The organism is Kribbella pratensis, from assembly GCF_004366075.1.
GTDB lineage: Bacteria > Actinomycetota > Actinomycetes > Propionibacteriales > Kribbellaceae > Kribbella > Kribbella pratensis.
Genome location: NZ_SODU01000002.1, coordinates 11,773 through 25,916, shown reverse-complemented (window position 1 = coordinate 25,916; position 14,144 = coordinate 11,773). Strand labels below are relative to the sequence as shown.

The following is a 14,144-nucleotide window of genomic DNA, read 5'->3' as shown; positions in this document are numbered from 1 at the left end:
GCTGTCCTACCGCCCCCGAAGACAGGACACCGCCCATGCGAAAGATGCCCTTCGTCCTGGCCGCCGCCTGCACCGCGCTGGTCGCCGGGACCCTCAGCGGTCCGGCGGCCGCTTCGTCTCAGTCGGTCGACGCACCTGCGACGTTCACCCATCCCGGCGTCGGGTCGAGTCAGGCTCAGCTCGACTTCGTCCGGGCCAAGGTGCAGGCCGGCGCGCAGCCGTGGACCGATGCCTTCAATCAGGCCAAGAACAGCGCGTACGCGTCCCTGTCCCGTACGCCGAAACCACGCGCGGTCGTGGAGTGCGGTCCGTACTCGAACCCGAACTACGGCTGCACCGACGAACGTGAGGACGCCATCGCGGCGTACACCGACGCACTGCTCTGGTACCTGACTCGCGACGACCGGTACGCGCAGAAGTCCATCCAGCTGATGGATGCGTGGTCCGCGGCCATCCAGGACCACACGAACAGCAACGCACCCCTGCAGACAGCCTGGTCCGCGTCCTCGTGGCCGAAGGCCGCGGAGATCATCAAGCACGTGTACGGCAACTGGCCGAACTCCGGCCGCTTCGCCACCATGCTCCGCAATGTCTACGTCCCGGAGATCATCAACGGCTCGAACTCCAACGGGAACTGGGAGTTGAGCATGATCGAGGCACTACAGGGCATCGGGGTGTTCCTCGAGGACAAGGCGATCTACGACAAGGCGATCGCGCTCTACCGGCTGCGCGTACCGGCGTACGTGTATCTGGAGTCCGATGGCGCATTGCCGAAGACCGTGCCGAGCCAGAACCTCAACACCCGCGACAAGATCGTCAGCTACTGGCAGGGCCAGGGGACCTTCGTGACAGGCTTGACTCAGGAGACCTGCCGCGACTTCACCCACACCGGCTACGGCATCTCGTCGATCTCCCACGTGCTGGAGACGGCGCGGATCCAGGGCATCGACATGTACCCCGAGTTCGGGGAGCGGCTCCGTCAGGCGCTCGGCTTCCAGTCCAAGTGGGAGCGCAACCTGGAGCCGGTACCGTCGTGGCTCTGCAAGGGCACGCTCAATCGCGGGCTCGGACCGATCACCGAGGTCGGCTACAACGCACTGCACACCCGCCTCGGGATCGCGATGACGAACACCCAGGCCCTGACCGAGTCGCGCCGGCCGGCGGGCTCCAACAACCTGTTCGTCGCGTGGGAGACGCTGACCCACGCGGAGAACCCGTCCTAGGAGAACTTCCGGGGGGCCGGAACTCTGCCCTCCGGCTCTCCCGGATCAGCAGTGCGCCTCGCCGCGCTTCCAGTAGCCCTGGAACGAGATCGCCGACTTCGGCATCCCGACGGCGTTCACGAGATGGCGACGTACCTCTTTGATCATCGACGACTCACCCGCGACCCACGCGTAGTCAGGGTCGAAAGGCAGCGCTCCTGACTTCACCGCATCCACCAACGAGCCGTCCGTCACCCACGTGACCTCAGCCGAGCCGGCCAGCGGACGCACGTCAGCAGCATCCGGTACGGCGATGAACACCGCGGCTTGTACTGCGGCCGGCAGCTCCTCCAGGATCCCGGCCAGTGCCGGCAACGCCGTCTCGTCCGCTACGAGGATCCGGCGCACGCTGGTCGTCGGCGGGACGTAGTCGACGCCAGAATGCAGCAGGCCCTTCGTGCTGGTCGTGTCGACCGCGAACGGCAGCAGGAGACCCACCTGGTCGCCCAGCTCGGCTTCACTCACCCAAGCCGACGCAGGTCCGTTCACTCCGTGCAGTACGAACTCGACGTCCAGCTCGGCCACCTCCGGCCGGAGCGCTCGCACGGTGTAGGTCCGCATGATGAAGCGCTCTTCTTCCGGCTGGGCGCACCACTCGGTGTACCACTCGGGTCCGGAGGGCAGCTTGATCGCGCTGCCGTTGGGCGGAGTGAGCAGGACCTTGATGCGCTGGTCCGGGCCGGCGGTGACCGCCTCCGCGATCCGCGGTGCGACGAACGTCACGCGGCGCAGGTGCGGGCTAAGGTCCTCGACGGCCGCCACGGTGGCCAGGAGCGAGTCGAACACGATCGGTCGCTCGAGCACAGTCGTCATGCTGTGGTTTCTCCATAAACTCTGGCAGGGGAGCCTCACGTGCAGACCCATGGGCGGCCGGGTTATTCTGAGGTGTCTAGAGGTTAGCCTTACCTAAGAGGATCCCGAAAGTCCAATGCCCCCGCCCACTGCCACGGCCGACGCCGGCCCGGACACCGTCGCGCCCTCGCGTCCACGCCGGGCCCGGCGGACCACGCTGATCCTCGGGCTGCTCGGGTGCGTCGTCCTCCTGGTCCTCGTGTCGCTGCTCAGCATCGCGATCGGGTCCAAGCAGATCCCGCTGTCCACGGTGATCGATGCCCTGCGCCACTACAACGAGTCCGACACCGACCACGTGATCGTCCGGTCACTGCGCGTGCCGCGGACGCTGATCGGTCTGATGGTCGGCGCCGCGCTCGGGCTGTCCGGGGCGCTGATGCAGGGCGTGACCCGGAACCCGCTGGCCGATCCGGGCATCCTCGGGGTGAACGGTGGCGCCGCGTTGTTCGTTGTCGGGGGCATCTACTGGTTCGGGTTGTCGTCGTTGACTGCGTACGTCTGGCTGGCTTTTCTCGGCGCGGCGGCGGCGTCGGTCGCGGTCTACCTGCTCGGTTCGATGGGGCGCGAGGGGGCGACGCCGGTGAAGCTCGCGCTCGCCGGTGCGGCGCTGACCGCGATGCTCGGGTCGCTGACGACCGCCTTGCTGATCGGGGACGTCGACACGTTCGACCAGTTCCGGTTCTGGTCGGTGGGATCGTTCGCCGGTCGCGGCCCCGACATCGCGAAACAGGTGGCGCCGTTCATCCTGGTCGGGATCGTGCTGGCCATGTTCTGCGGGCGGGTGCTGAACGCGTTGTCGCTGGGGGATGACGTGGCCAAGTCACTCGGTCAGCGGGTGGGGCTCGCCCGCGCCTTCGTCGCGGTGGTCGTCGTGCTGCTCTGTGGTGCGGCGACCGCAGCGGCCGGGCCGATCGGGTTCATCGGGTTGACCATCCCGCACGTGGCGCGGCTCGTGACCGGCCCGGACTACCGGTGGATCCTGCCGTACTCGATGCTGCTCGCGCCGATCCTGCTGCTCGGCTCCGACGTGATCGGCCGCGTAGTCGCGCAGCCCGGCGAACTGCAGGTCGGCATCGTGACCGCGGTCCTGGGCGCCCCGTTCTTCATCGCCTTGGTACGACGCCGAAAGCTGGCCGATCTATGACCGCTGAAGCAGTCCATGTCATCGCGCAGGCGCGCAGGGCACGGCAGACGCGTTCGCTGGTCGTCATCGTCGTGCTCGCGGTCGTGGTGTTCGCGATCTTCTGCGTGTCGTTGTCGCTGGGGGACTTCAATATCCCGGTGATCGACGTGGTGAAGACCCTGTTCGGCGGCGGCGACCGGGCGACCGAGTTCATCGTCAACCGGCTGCGGTTGCCCAGGGCTCTGACCGGCCTGCTCGTCGGTACGGCGCTGGGCTTGTCGGGCGCGATCTTCCAGAGCATCGCCCGCAACCCGCTGGCGAGCCCGGACATCATCGGCGTGACGTACGGAGCCAGCGCGTTCGCCGTCTTCGCGATCGTCACCCTCGGGCTCACGGGGGTCGCGGTGTCGGCGTTCGCGATCGTCGGCGCGGTGCTGACCGCGTTCATCATGTACGTGCTGGCGTGGCGGCACGGGGTGTCGAGTTACCGGCTGATCCTGATCGGGATCGGCATCGGCGCGATCGCCACCAGCATCACGTCGTACCTGCTGACGAAGGCCCGGGTGGAGATCGCGCAGCAGGCGCTGATCTGGCTGACCGGGAGCCTGAACGGGCGGGACTGGTCCAACGTACGGTCGCTGGCGATCACGTTCGTCGTCCTGCTGCCGGTGATGGCGTTCCTGGTGCGGCAGCTGCGGATCCTGCAGCTCGGCGACGAGACGGCGTACGGGCTCGGGCTTCGGGTCGAGGTGGCGCGGCTCGGGTTGATCGTGGTCGCCGTACTGCTGGCCGCGGTGGCGACGGCGGCGGCCGGGCCGATCGGGTTCGTGGCGTTCGTCGCGCCGCCGATCGCGCGCCGGCTGACCCGGTCGCCGGGGCCGGCGATGATCACGTCCGGCCTGCTCGGGGCGCTCGTGGTCGGGCTGTCGGACCTCGTCGCGCAGCACGCCTTCGGAGAGACGCAGTTGCCGGTCGGAGTGGTGACCGGCGTGGTCGGGGCGCCGTACCTGATGTTCCTGCTGGCGCGGGCCAATCGTGTCGGGAGTGGTGGCTGAAAAGATGGAGAACCCTGTGGAACCCGTGACACAGCACAGCTTGGCAGCCGACGGTCTCGCGGTCGGGTACGACCAGCGGGAGATCATCCACGACCTGTCGGTGCGGATCCCGACCGGGAAGATCACGGTCATCGTCGGCGCCAACGCCTGCGGCAAGTCGACGCTGCTGAAGGCGCTGGCGCGGTTGCTGAAGCCGTCGCGCGGCACGGTGCTGCTGGACGGGAAGAGCATCCAGCAGATCCCGACGCGGGAGGTGGCGACCAAGCTCGGCCTGCTGCCGCAGTCGCCGACCGCACCGGAAGGGATCACGGTCGCGGACCTGGTCGGGCGCGGACGGTACCCGCGGACGAGGTGGATCCGGCAATGGTCGCGCTCCGATGACGAAGCAGTCGCGGAGGCGATGACGTCGACCGACGTGCTGTCGATCGCGGACCGGCCGATCGACGAGCTGTCCGGCGGGCAGCGGCAGCGGGTGTGGATCGCGATGGCGCTGGCGCAGGAGACCGACATCCTGCTGCTGGACGAGCCGACGACGTTCCTCGACCTGACGCACCAGTTCGAGGTGCTCGACCTGCTGGTCGACTTGAACAGGTCGGAGGACCGGACGATCGTGCTGGTGCTGCACGACCTGAACCAGGCCTGCCGGTTCGGCGACCACCTGATCGCGATGAAGGACGGCGCGATCGTTGCCGAGGGCAACCCGTCGCAGGTGATCACCGAGGACGTGGTCCAGGACGTGTTCGGGCTGGCGGTCAAGGTCGTCCCCGACCCGGTCGCCGGCACCCCGATGGTGGTCCCGATCGGCCGACACACCTCGGCGCAGGACACGCCGACCAGGACCAGCCCCGTGGCTGCGGCTCTGGCCGCCAGTGCGGCGGCCAACGGGGTCTGCCGTCCTTCAGACCGCTAGAGCCGCAGGCCGTCGTACGCGACGGCCCAGTCACCCAGGTCTGCTGCCAGCGCAGTTGGTGAGAGGTGGGTGAGCACCAGTTGCCGACTGGTGAATCTGTCGCGTTGCTGACTCAGCGTGGTCAGGTCGAGGTGCCAGCGGATCGGTGTGGGGCTGTAGCCCTCGCATAGGAAGAGGTCGACGTCGTCCGCCGCTTCCAGGAGCGCGTCGGTCCACTCGGTGTCACCTGAGTAGGCGATCGAGCGGTCCGGCGTCTGGAGCCGCACGGCGTACGCCGGTGCACCGGACGCGTGTCTTACCTCGTACGGCGTGACGGTCAGGTCGCCGAGCTGCTGTGGACGGCGGTCGGCGTGTTCGAGGACGTGTACGTCGAAGCGGCGGCGTACTTCGGACGAGCCGGGGTAGAGCGTCTCCATTGCGGCGGTCAGACGGGCCTGGGTGCCGGGTGGGCCGACGACGGTTAGATCCTCGGTGCGGCGGCGAAACTGGCCGTCGAGGATCAGGAACGGCAGTCCGCCGAAGTGATCGCCGTGCAGGTGGGTGATCACGATCGTGCGGATCTCGTTCGGATCCATGGACTGCTGACGGAGCGCGGTCAGGCTGGTCGCGCCGCAGTCGACGAGCGTCTGGGTACCGATCGCGATACAGGTCTGGAAACGCCCGCCCGATCCGAACGCGTCTCCGCTACCGACGACTGTCACGTCCACTTGTCCACAGTCTCAGAGATTGGGGGTCTGTTTTCGTCGGTGGGGGTGGTTATGGTTGCGGGCATGTTGTCAGCGCTCGGGTACCACCGGTCCGTCCTGGCGGTTGTCCGCCAGGTGGACGAGCGCGCCTGGGCGGCGTTGCACGGTGGGCCCGAAGGGTCGCTCGACGAGCTTTTGCTGCGGAATGCGTACCGCTTGGAGGCCGACGCGCATCCGGATGTCTTCCGGGCAGGGGAGCGGGCGGCTCGTGCGTTGGGGCTGGACGAGGGTGTCGACTTCTACCAGGTGAACGGCGAGCCGAATGCGTCGTACCGGCACCAGGCCGGCAGGGCGGCGATCCTCTTTCAAGGGGCGTTGCTCGACCGGCTGGACGAGGACGAGCTGACGGCGGTCATCGGGCACGAGTTGGCGCATCGGCTGTTGTGGCAGGCCGAGGACGGTGGGTACCTCGCTGTCGATCGCCTGCTCGACGCGGCGGCAGGTGACGCTCGGACGCCCTCGCAGTACCTCGAGACGCATCGGCGCTGGTCGCTGGCGACGGAGCTGTTCGCGGACCGGGGAGCGCTGACGGCGTGCGGTGATCTGAGTACGGCGATCCGCGCGTTGCTGAAGCTGGAGACGGGCCTGAGTACGGCGGATCCCGCGGCGTACCTGCGGCAGGCGGAGTCGCTGGATCTCCGCTCCGGCAGTCGAGGGACGTCGCACCCGGAGGCCGTCGGACGAGCGTGGGCGTTGAAGAACTGGCTCGACGGCGAGGACGTCGAGGTCCTGGTGACCGGTCCGCTCGACGTGGACGCGCCGGACCTGCTCGACGCTGTGTTGTTGCGTGAGTTGAGCCGGGACTTCGCCGCGGTAATCGCGCAGACAGACGGTCTGCGGACCGATGCGATCGCCACGGCGGCCGCGGGCTTCGCGGATCCGCCTGGACCTCTCGGCGTGCCTGGTGGAGCGGTGCGCTTCGACGAGCCGTTGGCGGTGCGACCGGTCGATGGGGCGCCACTGCCGCGACCACGCCCGCTGACCGCGGCCACGAAACGCTATCTGTGTTACCTGCTGCTCGATCTCGCCACGGCTGATCCCGACGTCGGCGATGCCGGGTTGATCGCGTCACTGGCTGTTGCGCGACGATTCGGATTACCGGGGTACGTCGACGTCGCGGACGACGAGCTCGGATGGAGCGACAAAGAACGCGGACGCTTCGTGCAGGCCGCCGCGGAGGTTGTCGGATGAGCGCGGAGGATCTCGTCGCGCTGGCCGTCTCGCAGGGCGGTCTGGGCAACGACGCGTTGCTGGCGGCGGTGCTGCCGCTGTTCCACGAGACAGCGGCAGTGCACGAGCGTGGACTGGTCGCGCCGCTGCGCGGTCTGGATCGGATCGTCGTCGACGAGCAGAACAGGCTGGGATTCGCGCCGGAGGACGCGGGCCGGCCGACGCTGGCCACTCAGGAGATCGATACCCGGCAGGGGAAACGCCCTTCAGCTGTTGAGGTTGTGGCGCATCGACAGGCCGACATCGATCTGGGGGAGAGCGGCGGCCAGGAGACCACCGTCGTACCCGAGCCGGTTCCGGACGCGATCGCGGCACCGACGCTGGTGGCCGGGTGGCAGAGCTGGGAGCACGTGGTCGGGCACCACGATCAGCTCACCGACACCTTCAGTCTGGGGCAGTTGCTGCTCGCGCTCGGCTGCGGTCTCGACCTGTCCAGGACATCGGATGTCGCGTCCCTGATCGAGGCTCGAGGCAACTTGTACCGGCTGGATCCCGACCTGCACCCGGTGATCGTCTCGGTCGCCGCGCAGATGGTCGAGCCCGACCGGCACCGGCGCGCGCAGGACCTGCATTCGCTGATCGAACAGCTGGAGAACTACCGCGACCAGCCGCTCGACTTCGATGTCGAGGCGATCGTCCAAGGCGCCGCGGACCGGCGTACGGCGGTGCTCGGCGCGCTCCGCGACCGGCTCTTCGACCTCTCCCGGCGGAACCGGCTGATCAACTTCCGCCCCACCGCGCAGACGCTGAACCTCACCGAGGTCTCGGTGCCGCTGATGCTCGACGTACGGACGATTCGCTCGGAGCAACTGTTCACCTGGCGCGACGACATCGCGGAACATCTGCTGAAGAAGGCCCAGCCGCTGGGCAAGTGGATCCGGTACGACGAGGCGCCGTACGCCGCGAACACGCTGGACAAGCTGATCTCCACGGCGCGCCGGGACCGCGCCGACTACGGGCAGGATCAGCTGCGGCTGGTTCCGGCGTTCTTGCGTTGGCACGATCTGAAGAACGACCGGGACACCCGGCTGGCGTCGCCGTTGGTGCTGGCGAAGGTGGAGCTGACTCGTAAGCGTGGTGTGCGCGACTCCTATACGTTGCGAGTCACTGATCCGATCGCCGAGGTGAATCCGACACTGCGGCACAGTCTGCGGCAGCTGTACGGGATCTCGTTGCCGGAAACTGTCGACTTGTCGGCTCCTGGTGCGCTGCGGGAGTTGCACGAGCGGCTGGCGAAGGAGATCCAGGCGACCGAGCCCGGGCTGCAGCTGCATCTGCGCGAGAAGCCGCGGATCGATCTGGTGCGGCAGCGGGCGATGACGCGGCTGCGGACGTACAACCGGCGGCGGCATGGGAACGTGGCGACCGGGTTCGGCGGGAAGCAGTACCCGTACTCGTACCGGCGTACGGACTATCAGCCGCTCGGGGTGCAGATCTTCCGGACCCAGATCGCGCAACAGTCGCTGCCGCTCGGGATCGCGCTCGGTGCGGAGCCGCGGCGGCCGGGGGCGCTCGAGACCGACGTGTACTCGCTCGACACCGAGGGCGGACCGTACTCGTGGGACGTCGATCTCTGCGCGGTGTCGCTGGCGAACTTCAACTACCGGACGTTGGGGCTGGTTCGTGACTACGACGAGCTGCTGACGACCGGGGAGTCCGCGGCGTCGTTCGACCAGCTGTTCTCGGATCGGCCGCGACCAGTGGGGAGCGCGCTGCCGGAGCTGCCTCCTGCCGACCGGCATCTCGTCGTACCTGCTGATGGCTCGCAAGTGGCGGCGATCGCGCGGGCGCGACGCGGCGAGAGCTTCGTGATCCAGGGGCCGCCGGGGACGGGGAAGTCGCAGACGATCACCAACCTGATAGCGGACTTCGTCGCACGCGGGAAACGGGTGCTGTTCGTGTGCCAGAAGCGGGCGGCGCTGGACGTCGTCCACGCGCGGTTGGCGAGTCGGCGCCTGGACGGGCTGTGTGCGCTGATCCACGACTCGCAGGGTGACAAGAAGGCGTTCATCCACGGTCTGCGGGAGACCTACGAGTCCTGGCTGTCCGGAGAGGACGACCTGGACGCGTTGACTGAGCGGCGTGCTGAGCTGGTCGCGCGCGTCGATCGTCTGCTGGCCACTGTGGATGCCTTCGAGAAACAGTTGGCGACCGGCAGTCCACGCCTCCGAGACCTCGTCAACCGCCTCGCCTCGCTGCACGATCACGCGTGGAACCCGCCTGAGGGATCCGAGCTGCCTGCTGTGGATGAGTGGTTCGCGGCCGAGGGAGCTGTGCGGGAGGTTGCGCAGGCGCTGGCGGCGGCCGACCCTTCGACCGGTGGGGTGTTGGCGCGGAGCCCGCTCGCCTTCCTTGCGCGGTGGGACTCCGACGTGAGCCAGGCGGCCAGGGAGCTCCGTGCGAAGTGGGATGCGGTCGCAGCCGCTCTGGTGGACGTGCCGCTGGGCGAGTCCGCGAGGCCGGAGGCCGCGGTCGAGCAGGCGACCGTGCGGGACGTTCGGGCACTGGCTCGATTGGGACGGTTGGTCGAGCCGTTGGCTGCGCTGGACCAGGTGGAGGCGATCGTTCCGAGGTCGGCGACGGCTCGCGAGCTGTCGGCAGCCGGCGCGGAGCGCAAGAACCTCGTCGCCGCCGAGCGGGCCGCGTGGAAGGAGGCCGCGGGCTGGCAGGAGCCGCTCGCACCGGCCGACGCGCGATCGGCTTTGAAGGTTGCCCAGAGCAAGGAGGGTGGTGCCTTCTCGTTCCTCAGCGGCGACTGGCGCCGCGTGAAGACCCTTGTCCGCAGCCGCTTCGACAGTACGGTGCGCTCCGTGCAGCCGTCCGTCACCGAGATCCTCACCGACCTGGTCGCCGCCCAGTCCGCCTCGGCCGCCGTCGCGGAACACACCGAGCAGACCCGCCACGACTGGGCGGCCGACGACCCGCGCGAGCTGATCGACCAACTCGCCGCCGCGCGCAAGAGCATCCCCGACTGGCGGTTCGTCCTCGACGACGGCGCCCCGGCCGAGCTCGCGCGCTTGGCGGATGCCCTCGACGACGCCTCGGAAGTCACCAGCGACCTGTTGGTCGATCACTGGGACACGTTGACAGTCGACGGTCTCCGCGACCTCGCCGATCGGCTGGCGTCCGAGGGGCCCGTCGTACGTGCTGTCGGCCCCAAGCTTCGGGAGCTGACGCCTGCCGCGCTCACCGCTCTCCGCCGGCTGCATGCGACGCCCGACCAGCTCGAGTACGCCGTATGTGCCGCGGAATGGGATCGCGCCCGCTCGGCTGCCCCGCTGCAGCTGTCCTCGGACCGCGTCGACGCGATCGTCGGCGAGCTGAGCATGGTGTACGACGACCTCACCGCGCTCAACGCGGAGGTCGTCGTCGCCCAGGTCCGGCGCCGGTTCCTCGCCGAGGTCGACCACTCCGAGCGCAGCGTGACCGGCATGTCGCCGGAGGACCGCGAACGCAAGAAGACGTTCGCGACCGGGCGGCGCGAGCTGGAACACGAGTTCGGCAAGGTGATGCGGTACCGGTCGATCCGCGACGTGGCGTCCGGTGCCCCCGGCGCGGTGGTGTCCGTCCTGCGGCCGGTGTGGTTGATGAGCCCGTCCTCGGTGTCCGACACGTTGCCGTTGACCACTTCGTTCGACGTCGTGGTGTACGACGAGGCGAGTCAGATCCCTGTGGAGGAGGCGATCCCGGCGCTGCACCGTGCGCCGCAGGTGATCGTCGTCGGCGATCAGATGCAGCTGCCACCGACGACGTACTTCCGGGTGCGGAGCGAAACCGATGATCTCCAGGCGGACGAGGAGGCCGCCGAACAGGTCGGGATCGCGTTGACCGAGGACAGCTTCCTCTCGATCAGTGCGTTGCGGCTCGCGTCGACAATGCTGACCTGGCATTACCGGAGTCGCTCGGAGGCGTTGATCTCGTTCAGCAACGCGGCGTTCTACCAGGGCAAGCTGGCCACGGTTCCCGATCGGTTGCCGCCGAATACCGCGCCGCCGTGGACGCTGCGGGCCGACTCACCGGTGTCCGAGGTGTGCGACAGCGTGCTGGCTGGGAGCATCACGGCGGTTCGGCTCGTCGACGGGGTGTACGTCCGGCGTACCAATCCGGCCGAGGCGCGCTGGATTGCTTCGCTGGTGCAAGAGTTGCTGGTGCGGGGGACCGGTAAGAGTCTCGGCATCGTCGCGTTCTCCGAGGCGCAGCAGGGCGAGATCGAGCGGGCGCTGGACGAACTCGCCGAGCGCGACCCGTCGTTCGCCGCGCTGTACGAGGCGGAGCAGGTGCGCACGCACGGCGAGCAGGACGCCGGGTTGTTCGTGAAGAACCTGGAGAACGTGCAGGGTGACGAGCGCGACATCATCCTGATGAGCGTCTGCTACGCCGCCGGCCCCGACGGCCGGATGCTGATGAACTTCGGCCCGATCAACACGTCGGGCGGCGAGAAGCGGCTGAACGTGATCTTCAGCCGGGCGCGCGAACACATGGTCATCGTCAGCAGCATCGAGCCCGACGCGATCACCAACACCTACAACGACGGCGCGAACACGCTGCGCCGATTCCTCGGGTACGCCGCTGCCGTGTCCCGAGGAGATCAGGTTGCCGCGAAGTCCGCGCTCACGTCGTACAACCTGAGGACCACGCGCGCGGCCGGCACGCGTCCTACTCCGGTCGTCGAACAACTCGCCGCCGCTTTGGAGGCTCGCGGCGTGGAAGTCGATCTCGCGGTCGGCGAGTCCGTGTTCCGATGTGACCTCGCGTTGAAGGTCCCCGGGGATACGGGGTATCGCCTCGCGGTCCTCGTGGACACGCCCGAACGAGTCGCGGCCGACACCCTCCTGGAACGCTTGACCACCCATCCCACGGCCTTGAGCACCACAGGCTGGCGAGTCCACCACGTCCTGACCACCGACTGGATCCGGTCACCCGACACCGTCATCACCCACCTGATGGACGCCTTGCGCCGCCCGGTCGACGCCTAATGACCACCACGTGCGCCTGGTCCACGCCCGCGAGCGCAGGTGACGCCCGGTTCGGGGACTCCTACCCACCTGGAACGACCAGCAGAACTCCCCAACGCCGGCCGATGGTTGCTGAGGGCATCGATCGCGAGGTGTTTGCGCACTGGCGGGTTATAGCGGGCTATCGGTGACATTACCTGCCAGTGGCAGTGCATCAGCCTTGGTCACTTGGTGGACGAGGAGGCCGGCGAGCAGCGCGCCGAGAGTGCCCAGCGTCAGGTCGCCGAGGGTGTCGGTGTAGGCGGTTTGGAGTTCGGGTGAGTTGCGGACGAAGGTGACGTACTCGCCGACCTCCCACACCACCGCGGCGGTGGTGCCGAAGCCGAGAGCGACGAAGGTGGTCAGGGCGCGGGTGAGGTCGCGGGGTGCGAACGCCAGCAGTACGCCGCCGGTGAGGAAGCCCCACAGGACGAAGTGCATGGCGTCGTCCCACCAGTTGACGGTGTCGAACAGGTTGAGCCGGTTGCCGACCAGGTCGATCAACCAGGGCAGCGTCATCAGCAGATCCGCCGCCCACGGGAACGTGCGGTGCAGTTTGCTCCGCGTTCGTCCGTAGGCCCACCACCACAGCGGCAGGATCATCCCGCCGAGCGGGTACACGATCAGGCGAGCGGTCGACGCCTTCCCCTTGATGCCGCTGAGGTCCGGCCAGATCAGTGCCGAAAGCAACAACCCGAGCAGCAGCACCTTCGCGAGCAGGGCGGCGTACCGCGTCCACTGCACCCGCACTCCGGGCGCCGATCTCGCAACCATTGTCGTCATACCACCAGTCAATCGGGCCGCGGCGTACGGCGGATGAGTACAACTACGCGATGATTAGGGTCCTGGCTGGACTACCAGACAGGACCCTAGACGCCCAGCCAGCCGCGGCGGGAGGCTTCGTGGCCCAGTTGGAAGCGGGTGACGACCTGCGCCCGGTCCATGAGCTGGCTGACCCGGCGCTGGACGGTGCGGAGCGACATCCCGAGCTGGCCGCCGATGGCGTGGTCGGTGAGGCCGGCGAGCAGCAGGGTGAGGATGCGGGCGTCGATGTCGTCGAGGCGTTCGGCGGCGAGCTCGGTGGTGCCTTCGGCGGTGGGCAGCACCTCGTTGGCGGTCGCCCAGACCAGGTCGAACAGGTGCAGGAGCGCGTCCAGCAGCCCGGACGGATGCACGAGCAGTGCGCCACCGGCGGCATTCGCCGCAGTAGGGGCCAAGGGCAACAAGGCCAGCGAGCGGTCGGCGATGATCAGCCGGAGCGGAAGATCGCCGGTGACCCGGATCTGCTCGCCGGCCTTGAGTGACTCGGCCACCAGGTCGACGAATCCGGGCTTGGCGAACGCCGCCCGCTCGACGACCACCCGATAGGCGACACCCCGAGCCAGCGCGGCGTCCTCGTCCACGTTCTCGTCCGCGGGCACGAGCGCGACCGAGGCCTTCACCAGCGCCAGCACTTCCTCCGACGCCCCACGTTGCATCTGACCGAACCGCTGCGCCACGGCCTGCGCGCCGCGGACCACCTCGATCACGTCGGTGTCGGAGCGATCGGCCATGACGCCCCGGTACTGCTCCGCGAGCCGCCCGAGCTCGAGCTGCGCCCGCCGGATCTCCTCCTGGCGTTGCACGATCAGCGAGCCGAGCGCGAGCGTCGGCGGAGACGCGACGAAATGACCCGGCGTCGCGGTCGACCGCGCCACCAGGCCCTTCTCCTCGAGCCCGTCGAGGGCAGCGGCGACGTCCGCGACCTCCGCCTCCATCGCGGCAGCCAAGGTCTCGAGCGACTCCGACGGCAGGGCGATCAGCCGCCGGTAGGCGCCTTCCTCGATCGCATCCAATCCCAGCACGTCGAGCATCGTGCGCTCCTTCGAGGGCCCGTCGGTGACGTACAGCGTGGCGGACACCTGTCATGCCGCAATCCCGCCATTGAGCAGTCTACGGCCACATGGCATGTTCATGCCATCTGTTCCGCCAG

Annotated in this window: 10 protein-coding genes; 6 read left to right on the top strand and 4 right to left on the bottom strand. The window is 68.4% G+C overall.

From position 1 onward, the window contains the following. Nucleotides 1–35: 35 nt before the first annotated feature. Complete coding sequence (locus EV137_RS15025; protein ID WP_134129659.1) at nucleotides 36–1,223, top strand: alginate lyase family protein; 1,188 nt, start codon at nucleotides 36–38, stop codon at nucleotides 1,221–1,223. 45 nt (nucleotides 1,224–1,268) lie between these two features. Here EV137_RS15025 and EV137_RS15020 read toward each other — a convergent pair whose 3' ends face one another. After that, nucleotides 1,269–2,075 (bottom strand): siderophore-interacting protein, encoded by an 807-nt coding sequence (locus tag EV137_RS15020; RefSeq protein ID WP_134129657.1) that lies wholly within the window; start codon nucleotides 2,073–2,075, stop codon nucleotides 1,269–1,271. Nucleotides 2,076–2,190: 115 nt separating this feature from the next. Between EV137_RS15020 and EV137_RS15015 the strand changes: the two genes are divergently transcribed. Genes EV137_RS15015 through EV137_RS15005 form a run of 3 tightly spaced genes read left to right on the top strand, consistent with a single transcriptional unit; the run spans nucleotide 2,191 to nucleotide 5,202 of the window. Continuing rightward, nucleotides 2,191–3,258, top strand: coding sequence for a FecCD family ABC transporter permease (locus tag EV137_RS15015; protein WP_134129654.1), 1,068 nt, complete (start codon nucleotides 2,191–2,193; stop codon nucleotides 3,256–3,258). Next, the gene (locus EV137_RS15010; RefSeq protein ID WP_134129652.1) at nucleotides 3,255–4,292 is read left to right on the top strand and encodes a FecCD family ABC transporter permease; all 1,038 of its coding nucleotides are present in this window, start codon (nucleotides 3,255–3,257) and stop codon (nucleotides 4,290–4,292) included. The genes EV137_RS15015 and EV137_RS15010 overlap by 4 nt, the downstream gene beginning before the upstream one ends. A 4-nt stretch (nucleotides 4,293–4,296) precedes the next feature. Next, a complete protein-coding gene (locus EV137_RS15005) occupies nucleotides 4,297–5,202 on the top strand; it encodes an ABC transporter ATP-binding protein (protein ID WP_134129650.1) in 906 nt (301 codons plus the stop codon). Here EV137_RS15005 and EV137_RS15000 read toward each other — a convergent pair. Next, a complete protein-coding gene (locus EV137_RS15000) occupies nucleotides 5,199–5,909 on the bottom strand; it encodes an MBL fold metallo-hydrolase (protein WP_134129648.1) in 711 nt (236 codons plus the stop codon). The genes EV137_RS15005 and EV137_RS15000 overlap by 4 nt on opposite strands. Before the next feature lie 63 nt (nucleotides 5,910–5,972). Here EV137_RS15000 and EV137_RS14995 point away from each other — a divergent pair, with 63 nt between their 5' ends. Together EV137_RS14995 and EV137_RS14990 are read left to right on the top strand one after the other, a co-directional pair. Next, complete coding sequence (locus tag EV137_RS14995) at nucleotides 5,973–7,139, top strand: M48 family metalloprotease (RefSeq protein WP_166679895.1); 1,167 nt, start codon at nucleotides 5,973–5,975, stop codon at nucleotides 7,137–7,139. Continuing rightward, a complete protein-coding gene (locus tag EV137_RS14990) occupies nucleotides 7,136–12,154 on the top strand; it encodes an AAA domain-containing protein (RefSeq protein ID WP_166679894.1) in 5,019 nt (1,672 codons plus the stop codon). The genes EV137_RS14995 and EV137_RS14990 overlap by 4 nt, the downstream gene beginning before the upstream one ends. A 150-nt stretch (nucleotides 12,155–12,304) precedes the next feature. On the opposite strand, the gene EV137_RS14985 is transcribed toward EV137_RS14990, so the two are convergent. Together EV137_RS14985 and EV137_RS14980 are read right to left on the bottom strand one after the other, a co-directional pair. After that, on the bottom strand, nucleotides 12,305–12,955 hold the full coding sequence (locus EV137_RS14985; protein WP_134129642.1) for a DUF2238 domain-containing protein: 651 nt from the start codon (nucleotides 12,953–12,955) through the stop codon (nucleotides 12,305–12,307). Nucleotides 12,956–13,041: 86 nt separating this feature from the next. Continuing rightward, on the bottom strand, nucleotides 13,042–14,073 hold the full coding sequence (locus tag EV137_RS14980) for a hypothetical protein (RefSeq protein WP_134012182.1): 1,032 nt from the start codon (nucleotides 14,071–14,073) through the stop codon (nucleotides 13,042–13,044). Nucleotides 14,074–14,144: the final 71 nt, after the last annotated feature.

Excerpts from the sequence above, each read along its gene's own strand:
- EV137_RS15025 (WP_134129659.1), top strand. The coding sequence starts at position 36 with ATGCGAAAGATGCCCTTCGTCCTGGCCGCCGCCTGCACCGCGCTGGTC.
- EV137_RS15020 (WP_134129657.1), bottom strand. The coding sequence starts at position 2,075 with ATGACGACTGTGCTCGAGCGACCGATCGTGTTCGACTCGCTCCTGGCC.
- EV137_RS15015 (WP_134129654.1), top strand. The coding sequence starts at position 2,191 with ATGCCCCCGCCCACTGCCACGGCCGACGCCGGCCCGGACACCGTCGCG.
- EV137_RS15010 (WP_134129652.1), top strand. The coding sequence starts at position 3,255 with ATGACCGCTGAAGCAGTCCATGTCATCGCGCAGGCGCGCAGGGCACGG.
- EV137_RS15005 (WP_134129650.1), top strand. The coding sequence starts at position 4,297 with ATGGAGAACCCTGTGGAACCCGTGACACAGCACAGCTTGGCAGCCGAC.
- EV137_RS14995 (WP_166679895.1), top strand. The coding sequence starts at position 5,973 with ATGTTGTCAGCGCTCGGGTACCACCGGTCCGTCCTGGCGGTTGTCCGC.
- EV137_RS14990 (WP_166679894.1), top strand. The coding sequence starts at position 7,136 with ATGAGCGCGGAGGATCTCGTCGCGCTGGCCGTCTCGCAGGGCGGTCTG.
- EV137_RS14985 (WP_134129642.1), bottom strand. The coding sequence starts at position 12,955 with ATGACGACAATGGTTGCGAGATCGGCGCCCGGAGTGCGGGTGCAGTGG.